This is a genomic window from Synechococcus sp. CCY 9618, assembly GCF_019038415.1.
Classification (GTDB): domain Bacteria; phylum Cyanobacteriota; class Cyanobacteriia; order PCC-6307; family Cyanobiaceae; genus Cyanobium.
In genome coordinates, this window is record NZ_JAFKRG010000005.1 from 23050 (window position 1) to 43935 (window position 20886).

At 63.3% G+C, this 20886-nt stretch carries 24 protein-coding genes and 1 riboswitch; of the genes, 12 read left to right on the forward strand and 12 right to left on the reverse strand.

The window, feature by feature from the left end; all coding sequences use genetic code 11:
* From KUG41_RS00815 to KUG41_RS00845, 7 genes are all read right to left on the reverse strand, one after another.
* Complete coding sequence (locus tag KUG41_RS00815; protein WP_216900106.1) at positions 1-1008, reverse strand: ABC transporter substrate-binding protein; 1008 nt, start codon at positions 1006-1008, stop codon at positions 1-3.
* Between the two features lie 80 nt (positions 1009-1088).
* A complete protein-coding gene (gene glnT / locus KUG41_RS00820) occupies positions 1089-2453 on the reverse strand; it encodes a type III glutamate--ammonia ligase (protein ID WP_216900107.1) in 1365 nt (454 codons plus the stop codon).
* A complete protein-coding gene (gene hypB / locus KUG41_RS00825; protein WP_216900109.1) occupies positions 2453-3154 on the reverse strand; it encodes a hydrogenase nickel incorporation protein HypB in 702 nt (233 codons plus the stop codon). Before hypB ends, glnT begins: the two co-directional genes overlap by 1 nt.
* Before the next feature lie 6 nt (positions 3155-3160).
* Positions 3161-3571: a hydrogenase maturation nickel metallochaperone HypA gene (locus KUG41_RS00830; RefSeq protein ID WP_216900111.1), complete on the reverse strand. Its 411-nt coding sequence runs from the start codon at positions 3569-3571 to the stop codon at positions 3161-3163.
* Between the two features lie 3 nt (positions 3572-3574).
* Positions 3575-4699, reverse strand: coding sequence for an agmatinase (gene speB / locus KUG41_RS00835; RefSeq protein ID WP_254216705.1), 1125 nt, complete (start codon positions 4697-4699; stop codon positions 3575-3577).
* Positions 4700-4819: 120 nt separating this feature from the next.
* Positions 4820-4967: riboswitch (guanidine-I (ykkC/yxkD leader) on the reverse strand.
* Positions 4968-5036: 69 nt separating this feature from the next.
* Entirely contained in the window at positions 5037-5315 is a 279-nt protein-coding gene (locus KUG41_RS00840) for a DUF3136 domain-containing protein (protein ID WP_216900114.1), read from the reverse strand.
* 91 nt (positions 5316-5406) lie between these two features.
* Positions 5407-6093: a response regulator transcription factor gene (locus tag KUG41_RS00845; protein WP_216900116.1), complete on the reverse strand. Its 687-nt coding sequence runs from the start codon at positions 6091-6093 to the stop codon at positions 5407-5409.
* Between the two features lie 123 nt (positions 6094-6216).
* On the opposite strand from KUG41_RS00845, the gene KUG41_RS00850 reads away from it, so the two are divergent.
* The 3 genes from KUG41_RS00850 to ppk2 all read left to right on the forward strand — a co-directional run bounded on the left by KUG41_RS00850 (position 6217) and on the right by ppk2 (position 7730).
* A complete protein-coding gene (locus KUG41_RS00850; RefSeq protein ID WP_216900119.1) occupies positions 6217-6375 on the forward strand; it encodes a hypothetical protein in 159 nt (52 codons plus the stop codon).
* An 82-nt stretch (positions 6376-6457) separates the two neighbouring features.
* Positions 6458-6640 (forward strand): hypothetical protein, encoded by a 183-nt coding sequence (locus KUG41_RS00855; protein ID WP_216900184.1) that lies wholly within the window; start codon positions 6458-6460, stop codon positions 6638-6640.
* Between the two features lie 157 nt (positions 6641-6797).
* Positions 6798-7730: a polyphosphate kinase 2 gene (gene ppk2 / locus KUG41_RS00860; RefSeq protein WP_216900120.1), complete on the forward strand. Its 933-nt coding sequence runs from the start codon at positions 6798-6800 to the stop codon at positions 7728-7730.
* A gap of 412 nt (positions 7731-8142) precedes the next feature.
* Here the strand turns inward: ppk2 and KUG41_RS00865 are convergent, their stop codons facing one another.
* Positions 8143-8721 carry a rhomboid family intramembrane serine protease gene (locus tag KUG41_RS00865; protein WP_216900122.1) on the reverse strand — a complete coding sequence of 193 codons (579 nt, stop codon included), beginning with the start codon at positions 8719-8721 and terminating at the stop codon, positions 8143-8145.
* A gap of 34 nt (positions 8722-8755) precedes the next feature.
* The gene (locus KUG41_RS00870; RefSeq protein ID WP_216900124.1) at positions 8756-9667 is read right to left on the reverse strand and encodes an AEC family transporter; all 912 of its coding nucleotides are present in this window, start codon (positions 9665-9667) and stop codon (positions 8756-8758) included.
* Positions 9668-9763: 96 nt separating this feature from the next.
* Here KUG41_RS00870 and KUG41_RS00875 point away from each other — a divergent pair, with 96 nt between their 5' ends.
* Positions 9764-10567: a prohibitin family protein gene (locus tag KUG41_RS00875; RefSeq protein WP_216900126.1), complete on the forward strand. Its 804-nt coding sequence runs from the start codon at positions 9764-9766 to the stop codon at positions 10565-10567.
* Positions 10568-10598: 31 nt separating this feature from the next.
* On the forward strand, positions 10599-11558 hold the full coding sequence (locus KUG41_RS00880; protein WP_216900128.1) for an isopenicillin N synthase family oxygenase: 960 nt from the start codon (positions 10599-10601) through the stop codon (positions 11556-11558).
* Positions 11559-11562: 4 nt separating this feature from the next.
* Here the strand turns inward: KUG41_RS00880 and KUG41_RS00885 are convergent, their stop codons facing one another.
* Positions 11563-11838 (reverse strand): hypothetical protein, encoded by a 276-nt coding sequence (locus tag KUG41_RS00885; RefSeq protein ID WP_216900130.1) that lies wholly within the window; start codon positions 11836-11838, stop codon positions 11563-11565.
* Positions 11839-11937: 99 nt separating this feature from the next.
* Between KUG41_RS00885 and KUG41_RS00890 the strand changes: the two genes are divergently transcribed.
* From KUG41_RS00890 to KUG41_RS00920, 7 genes are all read left to right on the forward strand, one after another.
* Entirely contained in the window at positions 11938-12198 is a 261-nt protein-coding gene (locus KUG41_RS00890; RefSeq protein WP_216900132.1) for a chlorophyll a/b-binding protein, read from the forward strand.
* Positions 12199-12573: 375 nt separating this feature from the next.
* Complete coding sequence (locus tag KUG41_RS00895; protein WP_371733986.1) at positions 12574-14745, forward strand: HAD-IIB family hydrolase; 2172 nt, start codon at positions 12574-12576, stop codon at positions 14743-14745.
* A 14-nt stretch (positions 14746-14759) separates the two neighbouring features.
* Complete coding sequence (locus KUG41_RS00900; RefSeq protein WP_216900135.1) at positions 14760-15602, forward strand: HAD-IIB family hydrolase; 843 nt, start codon at positions 14760-14762, stop codon at positions 15600-15602.
* Entirely contained in the window at positions 15602-16507 is a 906-nt protein-coding gene (locus KUG41_RS00905; protein ID WP_216900137.1) for a carbohydrate kinase, read from the forward strand. Before KUG41_RS00900 ends, KUG41_RS00905 begins: the two co-directional genes overlap by 1 nt.
* A gap of 4 nt (positions 16508-16511) precedes the next feature.
* Positions 16512-18464, forward strand: coding sequence for an alpha-amylase family glycosyl hydrolase (locus KUG41_RS00910; protein WP_216900139.1), 1953 nt, complete (start codon positions 16512-16514; stop codon positions 18462-18464).
* A 25-nt stretch (positions 18465-18489) separates the two neighbouring features.
* Positions 18490-19467: a lytic transglycosylase domain-containing protein gene (locus tag KUG41_RS00915; protein ID WP_216900141.1), complete on the forward strand. Its 978-nt coding sequence runs from the start codon at positions 18490-18492 to the stop codon at positions 19465-19467.
* 38 nt (positions 19468-19505) lie between these two features.
* Positions 19506-20132 carry an isoprenylcysteine carboxylmethyltransferase family protein gene (locus KUG41_RS00920; protein ID WP_216900143.1) on the forward strand — a complete coding sequence of 209 codons (627 nt, stop codon included), beginning with the start codon at positions 19506-19508 and terminating at the stop codon, positions 20130-20132.
* Positions 20133-20175: 43 nt separating this feature from the next.
* On the opposite strand, the gene KUG41_RS00925 is transcribed toward KUG41_RS00920, so the two are convergent.
* A complete protein-coding gene (locus KUG41_RS00925) occupies positions 20176-20580 on the reverse strand; it encodes a molecular chaperone DnaJ (protein ID WP_216900145.1) in 405 nt (134 codons plus the stop codon).
* A 44-nt stretch (positions 20581-20624) separates the two neighbouring features.
* Complete coding sequence (locus tag KUG41_RS00930; RefSeq protein ID WP_216900147.1) at positions 20625-20840, reverse strand: hypothetical protein; 216 nt, start codon at positions 20838-20840, stop codon at positions 20625-20627.
* Positions 20841-20886: the final 46 nt, after the last annotated feature.

Genomic DNA, 20886 nt, shown 5'->3' on the forward strand with positions numbered 1-20886 from the left:
TCAGCGGGCGTTGTCGACGAACTGGGACGGCAGCAGATTGCTGAGGTCGGGAGCCTTCTGGATGAGCTTCGAATCCACCAGGAAATCGCTGATCTTCCCGGCGGCGAAAGGCAGGGACAGCATGGTGTCGCCGTCCTTGAAGGCCTGACGGTTTTCTTCGAGGGTGAAGATCGTGGTGCCGGCGGCATACTCCTTGAATTCAGGCTCGCTGACGCCGGAGCGCTCCACCAGGATCGGCAGGGTGCTGGCGGGATCGTCCTTCATCGTCTTGAGGGTGGCGAACCAGGCGTCGACGATCTTCTGCACCTTCTCAGGGTTCTGGGCGACGAATTCGGTGCGGCACACCAGGTGGTCGGTGATGGCTCCCGGGAAATCCTTCGAGGTGAACAGGGCCTTGCTTCCCGGGCGCTTCAAGGCCTGGGTGGTGAAGGGGGCATAGACGCCGGCCGCATCCACCTTGCCGGCGGCAAAGGCGGCGGCGGCGGCCCCGGTTTCCAGCGGCACGAATTGCACGTCATCGACCGTCAGCCCTCCTTTCTCCAGCACCAGAAGCAGCAGGTAGTGGTCGACCGTTCCCTCCTCGACCGCCACTTTCTTGCCTTTCAGATCGGCGATGGAGGTGATTCCTTCGGCCACGATGATCTGGTCATTGCCGGTGGACTGGTCATTGGTGAGCACCACCTGCAGATCGGCTCCGCCGGCGACGGAACTGATCGTGTCATTGAGGGTCTGACTGTTGCAGTCGAGCTGGCCCGCGCTGAGGGCGTTGATCGAATCCAGATAACCGTCGAACCACTGCATCGACACCGGTACACCAGCCTTATCAAAGAGTCCCTTCTCTTCGGTGACCTTCCAGGGGAACCAGCCAGGCCAGGCGCTGTAACCGACTTTCACGGGAGTTTCCTGCTGGGCGGCCTGCTGGCAACCTGCCAGAAGACCGCCCCCCAGGGTGGCGATCAGGGCCAGTGAGAGGGCCCGGCGGCGGCGGAAGATCTTGACGTGAAGCATGGCGAAAACGGATAGATTGCAGGGACTGTTGGAGGCCAGAGGCCCAGGAATCTGGCAGGCTGGACAGAGGATTCAGCCCATCAGAAGAATTCCAGATAACGGTGCTGCTCCCATTCGGAAACGGCCGAGTGGTAAGCCGCCCACTCCTCTCTTTTGTAGGTGATAAACGCATCGAACATGGCATCACCGAATACGCTTTTCGCAAGTGGATCCACGGCAAAGGCCTCGACCGCATCTCCAAGCGTTCGCGGCAGCATGTGCAGGCCACGATCGTTTCTTTCTTGGGGGCTGAGGGTGTAGGCGTTCACCAGATTTGGTGGGCCAGGATCCAGTTCCTCCCGAATCCCTTCCAGTCCGGCTGCAAGCATCAAAGCAGCACCCAGGTAGGGATTGCAGGAGATATCGGCGGCCCTGCATTCCACCCTGCCGCCAGGAGAGGGAATCCGCAGCATGTTGGTGCGGTTGTTGTTGCCGTAGCACACAAACACGGGTGCCCATGTGAATCCCGACATGCTTCCCTGGACAACCAGCCGCTTGTAGCTGTTGACCGTGGGGGCGATCACGGCACAGATGGCGGGGGCATGGCGGAGCACACCGGCGATGAAGTGCTCGGCAAGGCGGGTGACCTTCCCCGGCGCGGCGTCGGGGGTGGCGAAAAGGTTGGCGCCACTCTCGTGATCCGCCAGCGACATGTTGAAGTGGGCGCCGCTGCCGGTGCGATCCCCGAAGGGCTTGGGCATGAACGTGGCCAGCAGCCCGTGGCGGTGGGCGATCTCCTTCGCCATCAGCTTGAAGAAGGTGAGCCGATCGGCCATGGTGAGCGCTTCGGAGTAGTCGAAGTCGGTCTCGAACTGGCCGGGGCCATCCTCGTGGTCGAAGGAGTAGACACCCCAGCCCAGACCGTTCATCGCCTCCACGAGTTCCCCCAGCCAGGGCAGGTTGTCGAGCAGGCCGCGCACGTCGTAGGCCGGTTTGTCGAGGGTGTCGCGGTCGCTGAAGGGGACCCAGCGGCCGGCGGCATCTTTCCTGAGCACGAAGAATTCGGTCTCGATGCCCAGGTTGAAGCGGAAGCCCATGGCCGCTGCCTGCTTGCGCACCCGCTGCAGGATGTTGCGGCTGCAGGCCTCGAAGGGCTGGCCGTGCAGGTGCAGGTCGCTGGCGAACCAGGCCACCTCGTTCTGCCAGGGGAGCACGGTGACGCTGGCTGGATCGGGGACGGCGGCCACCTCATCGTCGCTCACCTCCTGGGGAACACCGTCGAGGGCCGCCCCTGTGAACAGCTCGGAGCCGGCCATCATCTGGCCCAGGTGATCGAGGGGTACGGCCTTGGCCTTGCTGACGCCGTGGAGATCCACAAAGCTCGCCAGGGCGTAGCGGACCCCTTTGGCCCGCAGGTCGGCCTGAAGGGCGGCGGTGGCGTCGGAGGCAGGGTGCTGATGACCCATCAGGCATGCACCAGGGCGGGGGCGGAGCGAAAGGCCGTCAGCTGATCGGCCAGCCAGCCGTGCCAGGCCTCAAAGCCCTCGCCACTGGTGGCGGAGAGGCGGAACACCGCGGCGGCGGGATTCACCTGGCGGATATGGACCTCAATCCGCTCCACGTCCACCGGCAGGTGGGGCAGCAGATCCACCTTGGTGATCAGCACGCAGTCGGCCTCCCGGAACATCACCGGGTACTTGAGGGGCTTGTCGTCTCCTTCGGTGACGCTGAGGAGCGCCACTTTGCGGTGCTCGCCGATGGCGAACTCGGCCGGGCAGACCAGATTCCCAACGTTCTCCACCCAGAGCACGTCCAGGTCGGCGGGATCGAGCCGCTGTTGCAGCAGTTTCAGGCCGCCGCTCACCATGGCGGCATCCAGGTGGCAGGCGCGGCCGGTGGTGATCGGCACGACTGGAATCCCCACGGCCTCCAGCCGTTCAGCATCGAGCAGGGTGGTCATGTCGCCCTCCAGCACGGCCATGGACCAGCGGCTGGCCAGGGCGGCCAGGCTGCGCTCCAGCAGGGAGGTCTTGCCGGCACCGGGGCTGCTCATGACGTTGAGGCAGAGCAGCTTCCAGGCATCGAAATGGGCACGGTTGTGGTCGGCCCGGTGCTGGTTGGCGGCCAGCAGGTTCAGGCCCAGATTGTCTTCGAGCGGCATGTGCATGGGGGATCAGGCGGCGGGGCAGGGGGCAGGCGGATGGGCGGCGGGGGCCGGGACGGCTTGATCAGCGAACGCGTAGGCGACGGAGCGGATGCGCAGCTCCCGGCCGCTGACGATCTCCTCCATGGGGTGATCGCAGCAGGGGGAGCGGAAGCCGCACGACGGATCGGGGCGGTAGGTGGCCTGGCAGGGCACGCAACGGCCGACCAGGAGCACCGATTCGATCACCAGCTCGGCGCCGTCGAGCCAGCTGCCCCTGACGGCATCGCCCCAGGTGACCACCAGCTGGTCGGGTTCGACACAGGTGAAGGTGCCCACCTGGAGGTGAACCCGTTCCACCTTCGGCACCAGAGGGGAGTGCTGCCGTCTCCATTCGTCCATCGAAAGGAGCAGGCAGCGGGTCATGTCGACTTCGTGCACGGCCTATCTCCAGGCGCGGTCGACCTGCATGTTGCAGTCGCTGGAGAGCCAGGCGGGCACGGCCTTGCGGGGCAGCTGGCCGCTCACCACCAGGTGGGCCATGGTGTCGCAGATGACCCGGGTGGCCATCAGGGAGGTCATGTCGCTGACGTCGTAGGGAGGCGACACCTCCACCACCTCCAGGCCGCAGACCGGCACGTTGCGGACGATCAGCTCCAGCAGCTTGAGGGCTTCGCGGGGCAGCAGCCCACCCGGTTCGGGCCAGCCGGTGCCGGGAACGAAACCGGCATCGATGCAGTCGATGTCGAAGGAGATGTAGACGCAGTCGGTGCCGTCGGTGGCCCGCTCGATGGCGAACTTCGCCGCCGCCTCCAGACCCATGTCGCAGATGTCGGTGACGGTGAGCACGTTGGTGCCCCGCTCGCGGCAGACCTTCACCCCTTCCCGCGGCACCTGCCAGCCGCCGATGCCCAGCTGCACGAGGTTCTCGGCCGGAGCATTGGCCATGTTGGTGGCGTGGAACCACGGGGTCGTGTGCATGCGCTCGTCGAGGTCCATCTCCTGGGTGTCGACGTGGCGGTCGAAGTGGATGATCCCCACCTTCTTGTCGCCCAGATGGCGGCAGACGCCTCGGACCGTGGGGAAGCCGATCGAGTGGTCGCCGCCAAGGATGATCGGGAAGGCGCCGCTGGCGAAGACATGGGCGATCCCTTTGGAGATCTGATCGAAGCTCTTCTCGTTGTTGGCGGGGATGGTGAAGATGTCGCCCACGTCGCAGAGGGTGATCTGTTCGCGCAGATCGACCCCCATCTCGTAGTTGTACGGGGTGTAGAGGGCGGAGATGCGCCGGATCCCCTGGGGACCGAAGCGGGTCCCGGGCCGATAGGTGGTGCCGCTGTCGTGGGGAACCCCCACCACCGCCACATCAAACTCCCCGACCCGGTTCACGTCCTCCAGGTAGGGGGCTTTCATGAAGGTGTTGATGCCCGCGTAGTGGGGCAGCTCGCCTCGGGAGAAGGTGGAGATGCGGCGGTCGACGATGCTGCTCGCCGCCTCCAGGCCGAAGCGGTGGCCCTGGTCCACCTCCTGCTGCCAGCCCGTCAGAGGCAGGGCGGTCTCCTTCTCCATGGCCCTGGCTCCCTCGGTGCCAGGAGGGTGATCAGCACGAACGAAGGCACCGGCTGCATCGGCCGCATTGCCGCTGGACGGATCGTTCATCAGACCTCTTGGCACGGTGGGAATGGGGCGGTCTCCCGGGCTTTTGTCCCTCCGTGCCACTCACCCGGGGCAGCCGTGGAGCGGCCCCTGACGATGAGTGCGCTTCTCTCGGACCAGACATCCTGAAAAACGCCGGCAAGGCCAGCGTTGATGGATCGGAACCCTAGAAGCAAACTTCCGCAACTCAATCATCACCCCCCGTCGGGCAAGCAGATGTGACGGTTGCTACGGGAGAGGGCCGGTGGCTTCAGATGGCGCAGGGGAGGCCGGCCGCCTTGCGGTTGGTTTCGCGGCGCAGCAGCAGGAACAGGTAGTCGGGATCCTTGTACTGGCTCGGCAGGCACTGGTGCAGTTGCTCAAGCCGATGCCAGCAGACCGTTCGCTGGATCTTCTTGAGGGTGCGCCCTTCCTGGACCAGCAGGCGCAGCGCCTTGCAATACATCGAATAGTTGGCCTCCAATTCACCGATGGTGACGTTCGGGATCGTGACCTTCGGATGAGACGCTGGAAGCGATCGGGCGATCATCGGACATCCTTCGGGGCAGGCCCCGCAGAGATGTGTTCACTCTTGCCGCAGGGCCGGGCCGGGCGCGCCCCCCATCCGGGGACAATCCGCTTCAGACCCGCACCATGCCGCAACGCATGCCTTTCAGCACCGCCTGCAGGCGGGTGTTGACGCCAAGCGCCCGGAGCAGGCGTTTGGTGTAGGTGCGAGCGGTGGCACCGCTGACCTGGAGCCGTTCGGCGATCTCCCGGTCGCTCAGCCCGCTGGCCAGCAGGTCCAGCACCTCGCATTCCTTCGGCGTCAGGCGGGGACAGCTCAGGAAGGGCAGTCTGCCGCTGCGGAGGGAGGCGCTCCGGTAGGAGTGATTCGCCATCACCGCCATCACTGCCGCCTCGAGGGGACGCTGGCCCTCGACCACATCGGCCTCCGCCACCACCGCCTGCAGCCAGGGGGCGTCAGCGTGTTCCGCGGGAATCACATCGCCCAGGGCCAGCATCACGACCTTGAGATCGGGCTGCCGTTCCAGCGCCAGGCGTGCGAGCTCGAAGCCGCTGCCGCCGTCGAGGCGGTCGGTGCACAGCAGCAGGCCGTAGGGCTCTCTGGCCAGATACGCCAGGCAGGTGGTTTCGTCCGTGACAGCACAGCCGATCAGGCTGCGGTTGCGGAGGCCTTCGCAGACGGTGCGCAGCAGAAAACGTCCCTTCATGGCGATCGCCAGGCGGCCGCGGATCTCCAGAGACAGCAGCAGGCCATCCAGGCCCGCACCCTCAAGGCTGTCGAGAAAGGGGGTGAAATCCATGGATCCGACGCTATCGAGTCTTATGAACCGGATCGGCCATGGGGGTTCGCTGACCCGAACGCCGCATCGGCGCTGCGCCCCTTCCGTTTCGGTTAAGGTTTGGTCAGCTGACAGATAACGGTCATGTACGAAGACCATCCAGTGCTCAATTCCCTTCAGCAGCAGCTTGGCTCTCTGAGGGACCAGTACCGCCGCATTCCCAACGAGCTCAACCGCTACCGAGTGGTCCGCCAGGAGCAGCTCATCGCCCAGTGGGCTCCTGCCGTCGCCACCATCGGATGAATCGGTTCGGCTCATCGGCGATGCAGCGTTCCGGCTGCAGTCGATCAGCCCAGACTCCCCGGCTTTTCACTCTCTGTTAAGCTTGGAAGACCTCCGCGATGAGGTGATGCACGAAAACCATCCTGTTTATCAGGCCCTGCTTGCCAGGCTCAGCCACTTCACGGACCAGTACCGCCGCCATCCCAGCGAGCACACGCGCTACTGCCTGGTGCGCCAGGAGCAGTTGATCGCCCAGTGGGCTCCTGGGACCACGGCATTCCCCTGAGTGCCGGCTTCCCCAGGGGGCTCAGCGCGGGTGGGGTGAACCGGTGTGCTGGAAATCATCCTTAAGAGACTCCCCCTCTTTCCTGGTGGGTGTTCAATGTTGCCGTAAGCGCCTCAAACATCGGCTATTCCGGGGTGAGCACACCTTTCACTCCGCTATGGGTAAAAAAGACAAGAGTGGTCTCAAGACCAAGGCCAAATCAGGGAAAAAATCCAAAAACGGCCATAGCTCAGGGAACCTGAACGAGGCGGATCTCTACGGAGCCTCCCCCATTTTTGACGACCTCGCCAGCCATTCCGAGGGACGCCCCCCCAAGCTGGACCGCAAATTCTACGAAAAGGAGCTGGTTCGCCTTCAGGTCGAGCTGGTCAAGATGCAGTACTGGGTCAAGCATGTGGGCTACCGCATGATCCTGCTGTTCGAAGGCCGGGATGCGGCCGGCAAGGGCGGCACCATCAAACGGATCACCGAACCGCTGAACCCGCGTGGTTGCAACGTTGTGGCCCTGGGCACCCCGTCCGACCAGCAGAAGACCCAGTGGTACTTCCAGCGTTACGTCGAGAACTTCCCCTCCGCCGGGGAGATCGTGCTGTTCGACCGCAGCTGGTACAACCGCGCCGGCGTGGAGAAGGTGATGGGCTTCTGCTCGCCTGAGCAGGTGGATGAATTCATGCTCTCCTGCCCGGAGTTCGAGCGCATGCTCGTCCGCAGCGGCATCACCCTGATCAAGTACTGGTTCTCCGTGAGCGACGACGAACAGGAAGCCCGTTTCCGCTCCCGCCTCGAGGATCCCGCCCGCCGCTGGAAGCTCAGCCCGATGGATCTGGAATCCCGTGACCGCTGGGTGGAGTTCTCCCGGGCCAAGGACGAGATGTTCGCCCATACGAACATCCCCGAAGCGCCCTGGTTCACGGTGGAGGCCAATGACAAGCGCCGGGCCCGGCTCAACTGCATCCGCCATCTCCTCAGCAAGGTTCCCTACGAGGACATGACCCCGGAAGCCATCGAACTGCCCCCCCGCAAGAGCGGCACCGACTATCAGCGGCCCCCCATGAACGAGCAGTTCTTCGTGCCCAACACCTATCCCTGATCCAGCCGCCAGCGCTCCCCCCCAGCAGCTCCAGCCAGATCAGCACCATCAGCCATTTGGCCTGGAAGCGGTTCAGCAGCGTCCGCCCGCCCGGATGCCAGGGGGCATGGTCGCCATCGGGAGCCGGGCTCACCCGGCTGGAACGGCCGCGTCGGGTCTGGTGATCGCTCCAGTTGACCTGACGGATGTGGTTCAGCCCGGCGGCGGTGCCGGCGAGCCCTGCATCGCCGCTGGGAGAGGTCAGCTTTCGCGGTTCCAGGGCCTGGGCCGTGAAGGTTCCTTCGGCGTCCACTGAACCGAAGACGTACCAGCCCTCCTCACCCACCGATGCGGCCAGCAGCCCTCGGGATCGAACAGGCGCCGGTCGTCGTGCTGCACCCGGAAGCGTTGCTCCACGGGCGTGGGACCGGGATCAGCCCCGCTCACGGAAGATGGCCAGGGCCGCCAGCAGGCCACCGACAAAGCCCGAAGCGTGCCCGATCCAGCTCACCCCCGGGGGGCTCAGAAACGGCAGCAGGCTGGGCAGGGCCCCACCGTAGGCGAACAGGGCGGTGAGGGATAGCAGGATCGAGACCATCCGGCGCTCCAGCCAGCCAATCAGCAGCAGATAGCCCAGCAGGCCGTAGATCACCCCGGAAAGCCCATGGCTGGCCTGGTGCCAGAACAGCCAGACGGGAATGGCTGTCGCATAGACCCCCAGCCATACGGCCAGGTAGTCGCCCCGGCTCTTGGCCAGCACCAGCCAGGAGAGGGGGAGGAACCAGAGGCTGTTGCTGATCAGATGGCCGAAGCCGCTGTGGCTGAAGGGCGCCGTAAGCACGCCGAGGAACGGGCCTCCCGGCACCATGGGCAGGTTCCAGCGACCGCCGAAGACCAGCTGGTCGATGATCTCCTGGGTCCACGGCACGGCAAGGATCAGCAGGGGCACCAGGGCCATCCCCCCCAGGCGGGCGAGGCTGCGGTCAAGACGCTCGGCGAGGGAACCGGCCATGGCCGCTGGCGGGGGGCAGGGAGTGGCGGCAGTCCTAGCTTGCCAATGGCCCGGACAGCAGCCACCACCACAGCGGAACGCTCACCAGGGCCAGGACGGTGCTCCACAGCACCAGACCCGCCGCCCCCTGGGCCGCTGCCGCCCGCCCGGCACCAGCCGCTTCGGTGAGCAGCAGCACCGAAACGGCCGTGGGAGCAGCCGACTGCAGCACCACCGCATCCCGCAGAGGCGTGGGCAGCCTGAGCAGGCTGGCCAGCAGCAGCATGACCAGCGGCAGAACCAGCAGCTTGCCCATCACCGCCGCCTCCAGCCCCCGGGCCGCGTGGTCACCGGGAGCACGCTGCCGGAGTGTCAGGCCCAGTCGCATGCCCACCAGGGCCAGGGCCACCAGGATCACGGCACGGGCCGGCCACCGGAGCCAGACGGCCAGCGTCCCGCTCCAGGGGGTCTGCTGCAGGATCAGCGCCACCAGCAGCCCACGCAGGGCTGGGCTGCCGGCAAGGATCCGCAGCAGCCGCCGGCCGCTCGTGGTCCTGGTCTGGAGCAGCAGGGGACCGAGGCTCCAGGTGATCAGCGTGGCGACCAGATCGAAGGCGATCGTGAAGCCGATGGCGGTGGGGGGCAGCAGCGCCAGCGCGACGGGTAGGCCCCAGTAACTGGTGTTGCCCACGATGCAACCCAGGCGCAGGCTGCCGTCGGGGATCCGCCGGCGCAGGGGCGGCAGGCGCAGCAGCAGCAGCCCAAGGCCCGAGGCAGTGGCCGCCATCAGCCCAGCGGTGAGCAGGCCGGCCTGGAACTCCGACCGCAGCAGCAGGGCCACCAGGCTGATGGGAATCCCCCAGCTGATCAGCGGTGGAGCCAGCCTGGCGGGAAGTCCCGGGAACCTTCCGACCAGCAGCAGGCCGAGGGCCAGGGCAGGGACCAGTTCGACAACGAGCCCCAGCACCTCCCCCTTGCCTCTGCCCTCGCCGCTCCCAGGATGCCGGCTCCTCGCCCGCCCCGCTGCCTAGGGTCGGGCGACTTTCCCTGCCAGCGGCCCACAATGCAATCTCCCATGCGCTCCGGCGCTGACAATGGCCCTGGCGGGCTCTGGCAGCTGATCTTCGCGGCCGTGCTGGGAGGACTGGTGCTGATCACCCAGACCGTCTTCATCGTGCCGGCGGGCAATGTGGCTGTGGTCACCACCCTGGGCAAGGTCACCGGTGCCCCGCGCCAGCCGGGGGCCAACGTCAAGATTCCCCTGGCCCAGAACACCTCCCTGTTCGACGTACGCACCCAGGTGCGGCCGGAGCAGTTCTCCACCCTCACCAAGGACCTGCAGGTGATCCAGGCCACCGCCACCGTCAAGTACGCCATGAAGCCCGCCGAGGCCGGCCGCATCTACGAAACGATCGCCACCGACGACCAGCAGATCTACCCGCGGGTGATCCAGCCCTCCCTGCTCAAGGCCCTCAAGTCGGTCTTCTCCCAGTACGAACTGGTCACCATCGCCACGGAATGGAATTCGATCTCTGAGCTGGTGCAGGAGAAGGTGGCCGATGAGCTGCGCAAGTTCGGCTACGTCACCGTGCAGGGCCTTGATCTGACGGGCCTTCAGATCGCCGAGGAATACCGGGCCGCCATCGAGCAGAAGCAGATCGCCGAGCAGCAACTGCTGCGGGCCCAGACCGAGGTCCGGATCGCCGAGCAGGAGGCCAAGCGCTACCAGATGCTCAACTCCAGCCTCGACGACCAGGTGCTCTACAAGCTCTTCCTCGACAAGTGGGACGGTCAGACCTCGGTGGTGCCGGCCCTGCCCGGAGCGGCCGGCAGCGGCAGTCCGGTGATCGTCAACGGACGCCGCTGATCGGACGCCGTCGCGGAGAGGGAGGGGGTCCATGGAGCCGGCCATTCTCGATGTGGATCTGCTGGCTTTCGAGCGGGGCGGCAGCAGCACCAAGGCGGCGGTCGTCGATGGCGTGATGCGGAGCCTGGCCACGGGTTTCGTGTACACCAGCAGTGATCTGCCGGAGGACCTGCTGGATTCCACCTACGGCCTGCTGCAGCGGTTCTTCTCCCTTGACGGGGAGAGCAAGGAGCGCTTCCACGCCCAGGGGGCCAGCGGCCAGACCGGTTACACCGGAGTGCTGGTGGAAACCGCCGCCGGCTCCGACCGGCCGGACTGGAAGGAGATGCTGAACTGGTCGGCCCCGCTGCCCTCAGGCCACCCCCTGCGACGTCGGTTCCCGGATCTCTATCCGGAGCAGGTGCTGCCGGAGGCGGCCGTGCCGGGGATTGCTGCGCTGCTGGGAGAGTTCCATCGGGCCATCGCCGATCTGCAGCGGCGTTTCCTGCGGGTGATCGCCCTGGGCATCGGTTGCTCCGAGGACTTCTTTGAGGAGATCGTGCTCGAAGCCCCGACCCTCACCAGAGCCCTGCGGTATCCGCCCATGCCCCAGGCACCGCCGGGGGGCCATCTCTGGGCTGCAGCCCATGGGGACATCAACCTGATCACCGCCCTGCCGAGGGCCACCGGGCCAGGCCTGCAGGTGCAGGTGGGTGGGGAATGGATGCCGGCCCAGCCACCCGAGGGCCGGGTGATCATCAACAGCGGGATGATGCTGGAGCGCCTCAGCAACGGCCGCATCCCCACCGGCTGGCATCGGGTGGAGGCACCGGTCACCAACCCCGCCAGCGAGCGCCTGAGCGTGGTGCAGTTCTGCCATGCCCGGCCCTGGACGATCCTGGCGCCGGTGCCCTCCTGCTGCGGCGGTGAGCACCCCCAGCGGTACGGCGCCATCCGCGCCGCCGATGCCCTCGAAGAGGTGCTCTACCGGATCAACCTGCTCGAGCGCTGAGGGGTCACCGGGGAGGGTGGCGGCGGAGCCACATACCCCCTTCGCCCATGAACTCCACGATCCAGGGGGCCGGGATCCGTTCGAAGTCGCCGGTGTCGATGTTCAGGACCTGGGCGAAATCCTGTGAAGTGGGGCCGCTGAGGTGGCAGATCCGGCCGATGAACCAGGGCCTGCCGGCCGCGGCGACCACGGCCAGGTGACCCGGTCGCGCCTCCCGGAACCGGTCGGGATTGGCCCTTCGCAGCGGGGCCACGGCGGGATCGATCTGCCCAGGTGCCATGCTTCTGCTGTGGTACACATGTACTGTAGTCCGATCCAGGCGTGGCGCCAGGGGGTGATCGCCTGCCGCATAGGGTGGATTCCGGCAACCGCGTGACCCATGGGTGAAAGCACGAGAGACGGCAGAACTCAGGGCCCCGGAGCCGTTCCGGGGGAGGCTTTCCAGTACGAGCCCCTGGAGCGCTTCGGGGAAGGCCTGATCACCTCTCGCCCCTGGAACCGCAAAGCGCTGGAGGGGGTGGAGCGGCTCAACGGGCGCGTGGCGATGCTGGGATTCATGGCGGCCCTGATCGGCGAGGAACTCACCGGCCAGGGCATCCTGGGACAGTTGCGACTGATGCTGCTCTGGGTACTGGGCTGAGACGTCCGATGACAGCACCGGACCCATGGCGGCGGGTCTGAATCTCCATCGACCGCCTTCTCGATGAACACCTGGCCGGGGCTTGCTGAGCGAACATCAAACGTCCCGGCGATGGCTGACGTGACGTGAATGCCCCGCAATTCTGTGGTAATCTAACTTATAATGACTGTGAATACGACTTGAGATCTACACATTCGACATGCCTTGATATCTTGCGTCTCTGCCTATGAATTCAAGGCTTTCTTTGCTCATCATGGTTTTCTCTTGGCTTTCTTGCCAAGGGCTTCTCTCCCCGAAGAAGGCTGCGACACGCCACCCCCCGGCCATCTGACCACTCCCTGACCGGCGGCTGTGTGGGCAGCCCTTCTGGTTTGAGTGTCCATCCTGCACCATTTCTTGATCATGAAGAAGGCAGCCAAAGACAACCCCCTTTACATCCTGATGATCAGTATTCATGGTCTGATTCGGGGTTTGAATCTTGAGCTCGGACGGGATGCTGACACCGGTGGTCAGACAAAGTACGTGGTGGAACTGACCAAGGCGCTGTCTCGCCAGTCGTCTGTCGAGAGAGTCGATCTGGTCACCCGGCGCATCACCGATGGCGCTGTGGCGAAAGATTACGCTGAGCCGTCGGAAGATCTCGGTCACAACGCGCGGATCATTCGCATTGATGCCGGTCCGGGACTCTATATCCCTAAGGAAGATCTGTGGGGTCATCTTGATGCCTTCACCGATGAGCTGTTCACCTGGATTCATCGCCAGCCTCGTCTTCCTGATGTGCTCCACAGCCACTATGCGGATGCCGGTTACGTCGGGGTCCGTCTTTCTCACCTCACGGGTCTGCCGCTGATCCACACCGGTCACTCACTCGGCAGGGACAAGGTGCGCAGACTTCTGGCCCTCGGTCTCACGGTGGATCAAATCGAGCAGCGTTACCGGATGTCCGATCGGATCAGAGCGGAAGAAGATGTTCTCAACAGTGCCAGTCTTGTGATTACAAGCACTCACAATGAGATCGAAGATCAATACGAACTCTACGACTGTTACACCCCTGAAAAAATGTCAGTGATCCCTCCGGGGACCGACCTGAACCAATTTCACCCACCCACTCGTGAGGATGGGCCGATCCCGTTTGCCGGCACTCTTTGCAAGTATCTGCGCGAGCCTGAAAAACCCATGATCCTGGCTTTGTCAAGGCCGGACGAGCGAAAGAACATCGTGTCGTTACTGGAAGCCTATGGCCAGTCAGAGCGTTTGCAGCAACTGGCTAATCTGGTGATTGTCGCCGGTAATCGCAACGATATCCGCGAACTCAATGAAGGTGCCCAGCACGTCCTGACCGAGCTGCTTCTGGTGATGGACTGTTATGAGCTCAACGGTCTCGTCGCCCTGCCCAAGCACCATGCTTCCAGTGACGTGGCCGATATCTACCGGCTCGCCGCCGCATCAAAGGGAGTCTTCGTCAATCCTGCCCTCACCGAACCCTTCGGCCTGACCCTGCTTGAGGCCGCCGCCAGTGGTCTGCCGCTGGTGGCGACGGAAGCGGGTGGTCCGGTGGACATCATCGGCAATTGCAGGAACGGCCTGCTCGTCGATCCTCTTGACGAAGCCGCCATTGCAAGCGCCTTACTTGATATTCTGGAAGACGGGGAATTGTGGGCGAAGTTCTCTGAGAATGGCCTCCAGAATGTCGCCAGATTCTATTCATGGGAGGCCCATGCTCTGGCCTACCTCGAGAAACTGAGTGATCTCATTCAGCAGGCCCGGATGACCTCACGACCCGCCCCCCTGTCCTCCGCTCCTGTCGTTCAGACCCGCACCCACGCCATCTTCACAGCGATCGATAACACCCTGCTGGGGGATGCGGAGGCTCTGGCGGAGTTCGTAAAAGTGATGCGGCAGCATCATCGCAAGGTCCTCTTCGGAATTTCGACCGGTCGACGCCTTGATTCCGTTCTCAAGATTCTGAAGACCCATTCCATACCCATGCCCGATATTCTCATCACCAGTCTCGGCACGGAAATTTATTATCCTCCGCAGCTCACCACGGATATCGCCTGGAATCACCACATTGACCATTGGTGGACTCCGAAAGTGCTCAAGCGAATCATCGACCCTTTGCCAGGACTCACTCCCCAGCCGAGGGATCAACGGAGTCGTTTCAAGGTGTCTTACTACTACGATGAGCATCAGGCACCCTCCATGGAGGAGATCCTCACCCTGCTTCGTCAGCAGGAGCTCTCCGTTCATACGACCCTGTCCTTCGGACAGTACATTGACTTCGTTCCGGCCCGCGCTTCGAAAGGACAGGCCTTGCGTTACGTGGCCAATCAGTGGAAAATCCCGCTGGAACAGGTTCTTGTCAACGGAGGCTCAGGTGGGGATGAAGACATGCTTCGGGGAAATACCCTCGGTGTGGTTGTGGCCAGTCCCCACCGCGAGGAACTTGCCCAACTGAACGATTCTGAGCGGGTGTACTTCGCTAAGGGTTCTCATGCATCGGGTATCCTTGAAGCTATTGAGTATTATGATTTCTTCAACCTATAACTTTATTCCAAAGTATGCGCCGTCTTTTCATCTGCACAGATCTTGATCGCACTTTGTTGCCCAATGGTGAGCCACCCGAGTCAGCGGAAGCAAGGCCTGCTTTCCGGCGTTTCGTTGCTCATCCCGAAATATCTCTTGCCTATGTGAGCGGCAGGCATCTGGCCTTGGTGGAGCAATCGATCCAGGACTATGCATTACCTTCACCGGACTGGATCGTTGGGGATGTCGGCAGTTCCATCTACGAGCAAACTCGCCATGGCTGGTCCTTGCTTTCGTCATGGTCCCGCCACATCGCTGTCGACTGGCAGGGGTATGCTGCCGCAGATCTTGTTCCGTTGTTTGAAGGACTATCTGGTTTGACCCTGCAACCCCAGGACCGTCAGAACACCTACAAGCTCAGTTACTTCATCCCTCTGGACGCTGATCTCTCCAGCCTGACGCTGGCCATGCAGAATGTCCTCAAGAACCTGAAGATTAGTGCCAGCCTGATTTACAGCGTGGATGAGCAAGCTGCTATCGGTCTGATGGATGTCCTTCCGGAAAGAGCTACCAAGCTCCATGCCGTCGAGTTCCTGATGCGCGAGAACGGCTTTGGTTGCGATGGTACGGTGTTCGCCGGCGACAGCGGCAACGACCTTCCTGTTCTGGTCAGCTCCGTTCCCTCGGTGCTGGTGGCCAATGCCCATGTCGATGTGATCCATCAGGCCACCGCCGAAGCGCAACGCATGGGAACGGCCGATCGTTTATACCTGGCGAAAGGTGACTTCATGGGCATGAATGGGAACTACAGTGCAGGAATCCTGGAAGGGATTGCCCATTTTCATATCGATCTGAAGCCGGAGATGGCCTTGATCTGATGCAGCAATCATCTTCGATCACGATTTTCGGGGAAGTCCTTTTCGATTGTTTCCCTGATGGCAGCGAGGTGCTTGGAGGCGCCCCTTTCAACGTCGCCTGGCATTTGCAGGGGTTCGGGCTGTCGCCCTGTTTCATCAGCCGCGTTGGGATGGATGCCCAGGGGGAGCAGATCAGGGCCGCCATGCGGGGCTGGGGGCTGGACAGCTCCTCGCTGCAGCTGGACCCCATCCATCCCACGGGCAGGGTGAGTGTCCGCATCGAGAACGGCGAGCCCCACTACGACATCGTGGCAGGAAGTGCCTACGACTTCATCCAGTCCGCTGACCTGCCGCAGGCAAGCTCCACCGGCATCCTCTACCACGGATCCCTGGCTCTGCGCCATTCCTGCTCGGCGTCCGCCCTGGAGGCCCTCAAGGCGGATCATCAGGGCACGATCTTTCTGGATGTCAACCTGCGCAACCCCTGGTGGTCGAAGCCGACGATCCTTTCGCTTGTGGACGACGCCGATCACGTCAAGCTCAACGAGGCAGAGCTGGCTTTGCTGGGGCCAGACCTGCCAGACGATGCCGACGACGGCCGCCTGACGGCGGCGATGGAGGCCTTCGTCTCCTCCCATGGCCTGACGACGCTGATCCTCACCCTCGGGGCCCGAGGCGCCATGCTCTGGAGCGAAGGGCAGGTCTTTCGCGTCGATCCCGTGCCTGATACTGCTGTGGTCGACACGGTCGGTGCGGGAGATGCCTTCGCTTCCGCCATGCTGCTCGGCCTCAGCTGCCGGTGGCCTCTGCCGGTCAGCCTGGAGCATGCCGGGGACTTCGCTGCCGCGCTGGTGTCCCGCAGGGGCGCGACGATCAATGAGCCAGCTGTTTATCAGCGGTTTCTGAAGCAATGGACCACAAACTGATTCCATGTACGAGCAAATCTCCCATTCGCTACTGAATTCCATCCTGGATGATCTGAGGCCGGAGATCCGTCGTCAGGATCTGCGCCACTTCTACACCAGGCTCGGGGCTAACTTCTACGCGATCCATTCTCTATTTGTCACCCTTTACGGTCATCGAGACGACTTCAAACTGCAGCTTCTGCGCTTGGTGGAAACCATGGCGCGCGGCTATATCGATCGATCGGCTGATCTGGAGGCGATGGATATCCAGAGAGAGTACGATCACAACTGGTTCCTGTCCCAGAAATGGGTGGGGATGGCCATCTATTCCAATGGTTTTGCCGAAGACCTGGCCGATCTTGAGAACAAGATCAGCTACTTTCAAGAGTTAGGTATTAATATTGTCCACATCCTTCCCATTCTGATGTGTCCCACCGGGAAGAGTGATGGCGGCTACGCCATCAGTGACTTCCGTCAGATCGACGATCGGGTCGGCAATATCGACGATCTGCGACGGATTGCTGAGGAGTTCAGAAAGCGGGACATCCTCCTCGTCCTCGATATTGTCCTGAATCACACTTCCGATGAGCATGAGTGGGCCAAGCGTGCCATCGCTGGCGATGAGCAGTATCAGGATTATTATTATACGTTCCAGAACAGAGATATTCCTGATGTCTTTGAGCAGAGCATGCCCGAGGTATTCCCTGAGACTGATCCGGGTAACTTCACATGGAATGAGGAAATGGGCCGATGGGTGATGACGGTCTTTCACGACTACCAGTGGGACCTCAATTATTCCAATCCGGCTGTCTTCATCGAGATGCTCGATGTGTTGCTGTTCTGGGCCAACCAGGGGGTCGACGTTCTGCGCCTTGATGCCGTTGCCTTTCTTTGGAAAAAGCTCGGCACCACCTGCCAGAACGAACGCAAGGCCCATCTCATTCTCCAGCTCATGAAGGATTGCTGCCAGGTGACAGCACCTGGCGTTCTGTTCATTGCGGAGGCCATCGTGGCGCCGATCGAAATCACCAAGTACTTCGGTGAAGACGCCATCGTTGCCAAGGAGTGCGAAATTGCTTACAACGCCACGCTGATGGCCCTGTTGTGGGACAGCGTGGCGACTCGCAACACCAAGCTTCTCTCCCAGGGCATCAAGAGCTTGCCCAACAAGCTTGAACGGGCCACCTGGCTGAACTATGTCCGTTGTCATGATGACATCGGCTTCGGCTTTGATGACAAGGACATTGAGCTGGTCGGTTACGAGCCCCGGGCCCATCGCCGCTTCCTCATCGACTACTTCAAAGGAGATTTCGATTCGATCCCCCGTGGGGTGGCCTTCATGCCCAACGATGCCACCGGCGATGCCCGCATTTGCGGTTCCCTCGCCTCCCTGGTCGGGCTTGAATCGGCAATTGAGTCCAATGATCAGAAACTGATCGCCACGGCGATCAGCCGCATCCTGCTGATGCACGGCATCATCCTCTCCTTTGGTGGCATACCGCTCATTTACAACGGAGATGCTCTTGGCGTTCTGAATGATTACAGCTTCTACGACGATCCCAGCAAGAGCAATGACACGCGCTGGGTGCATCGGCCCAAGATCAACTGGGACAAAGCTGAGCTCAGGATGAAGCAGGGAACCGCGGAATATTTCATTTTTACGGCCATGAAAAAGATGATCTCCATCCGCAAGGAGATCTCAGCCTTTGCAGACTTCAATAATCGCGATATTCTCAATCTCGATAATGACTATCTGCTTGCCTTCGTTCGCTTCAATCATCTGCGCCCCTCTGAAATGGTGCTTGTGCTTGCCAACTTCAATGATCAGCCCCAGTTCTTCGATCTCGATTCCCTGGGTCATTCCGTGTTCAGCAGCCATGACCCACTGATCGATCTCTACAGCGGGCGCCGCCCCTCCCAGTCCGGCAGCAGGATTGCCTTGCAGGCCTATCAGTTCTACTGGCTCACCAAGACCTGATTCCTCCACCGCTGCGAGCCGCTCCATGCGTGTCCTCACCTACGTTCTGCTTGCTTCCCTGCTGGCATCCGCGGCCACAGCGGTGGTCCGGTCGGGGCTCCCGCCCGATTCCACGGTTCCGTCCACCGCCACGGATCCAGCTCCCCTTGGGCAGGGCCCGCCGGTGGAGCGCCCTCAGCAGGAGCAGGCTGCGGCGGTCCGGTCCTACCCCAGGCTTCCGTCGGACCCTGCCGCCATCGCGGCCCAGCTGGTGTCGGTTGAGGAGGCGCTGCGCTCGGACTCCACGGACGCCGCGCAGCTGCCCGAACTGGGCCACCGCCAGCAGGTGATCTACCGCCGTCTGTCCGAGGATCAGGCCCTCGCCAACCAGGTGCGGGTTTACCTGAGCGCCCGCTGGCAGACCGTGCTCGACCTGCACGTGGCCGCTCGCCGGGAGTTCCTGGCCATGCACCGGGGGGAGCGTCGCTCCGCTGTGGTCCCCGCCTGGCGCATCATCCCGCCCGAAGCGGCCGATCAGCTGCTGCGTTACTACCGCGAGGCGGCGGCCGCCACCGGCATTCCCTGGGAGGTGCTGGCCGCCGTGAATCTGGTGGAAACCGGAATGGGCCGCATCGACGGGGTCTCTGTGGCCGATGCCCGGGGCCCGATGCAGTTCCTGCCAAGCACCTGGGCTGAGCCAGGCATCGGCAAGGGCAACATCCGCGATCCCCAGGATGCGATCCATGCCGCTGCCCGCTACCTCGTGCGTCGTGGTGGCCTCAGGGATATCCGCCGGGGCCTCTGGGGATACAACAACAGCAACCATTACGTGAACGCGGTGCTGCTCTACGCCCAACTGCTCCGGGAGGACCCTGCTGCCTTCACCGGTCTGTACCACTGGGAGATCCACTACGCCTCCTCTGTCGGCGATCTGTGGCTGCCGGTGGGGTATGACCAGCCCAGGCCCCTGCCCGTCGGCCAGTACCTGCGCCGTTTCCCCGCTTCCGCTCCTCCGGAGGGCTGAGGTTCCTGCCAGCATCGGAGCACGGCGAACGGCCCTGCATGACCCAGCTGCAAGCGATCAACATTGCCAAGGTGACCACCGCGGTGGCTCTGCTGATCCCCGCCCTGGTGCTGGGGCTCGATGACCAGCGCGTTGTGATCTATCTCTCCCTTCACGTCAGCTACTGCGTCTGGTGGCTGCTCGAACAGGCGTTGTTTCCCTGGAGGTCCCGCCAGCTGTTCACCGAGCTGGTGCAACCCCTCCAGGTCATCGCGATCGTGCTCTATGTCGGCGTCTTCTACGCGCTGCCGGGCTGGCTCGCCATGGCCAATCCGGCGCCCCTGGCACCCCTGACGACCGCCCTCGGTCTGATCCTCTACGTCTTCGGATCGCTTCTGAACACCGCCGCCGATGTTCAGAAGGGAACGGCCAAGGAACTGGGAGCCACCCTGGTGGCGGACGGGGCCTGGAGACGGATCCGCCACGTCAACTATCTCGGTGACCTGCTCCGCTACAGCAGTTTCGCGGTGATCGCCGGTTCAGCCTGGGCCTGGCTCCTGCCGGCTTCGGTGCTGGCGCTGTATCTGCCGCGCATGATCCGCAAGGAGGCCGCCATGGCCGATCGCTATCCCGGCTTTGCGGCCTATCGGCAGAGCAGCTGGTGGCTGCTGCCGGGACTGGTGTGATGTCTCCGGCCCCCTTTATGGACGGCTGGTGCGGCTCGGTCGATCAGGTCACACCCCTGCCCAGCAGCACATCTCTGGCTCCGTTGATCGCCTGCATGGTGGCGTGGTGGCCCCCCCGGTCGGGGTGATGCTCCGCGGCGGCCCGTTTCCAGGCCAGGGAGACGTCGGCGGGCCGCAATCGGCCGGCCAGGGCCAGCCCAAGGCGCGAACGGGCCTCGATCGCGACGATGTCGGGACTGCGACCGAGGGGGCCATGGTCGGCGGCGGAGAGGCCCGTGCCCTTCTTGCGTCGGCCTTTGGATCCGATCGTGCGGGCCCTGTTGCCCTGGCCTGGGGCTGCAAAACCCCTGCCGATGGGTTGGCGATCCGTCGACGCCGCCGCTCGGGCCGCCGGGGAAGGCTTCAGGGACAGAAGGGCGCTGGGGGTATCGAGCAGGGAGCCAGCCATGGGTTCGGGAGCCAGCTCAACCGGTGCTCTGGGTGGGGCTCGCCTCAGGCGGCAGCGGAGTCGAGGCCGGGCGCCATGTCGAACTCGAACTCGGCGAGGAGATCGCTGGCCAGCTGATCGCTGGGTTCAGGGCTGAGATCGGTGGCCAGAGGAGCCATCATCGCTGCGGGAGCCTGGTCGCGACCGCCGGCCATCGCGGGAGCCAGAAAGGCCATCGCAAGACCCACCATCAGGGCGAAGAAGAAGGTCAGGGCTCGCATGGGCCATTGAAGGGAGATTCGTACTGTCCTAACACCGCTGCGGCTG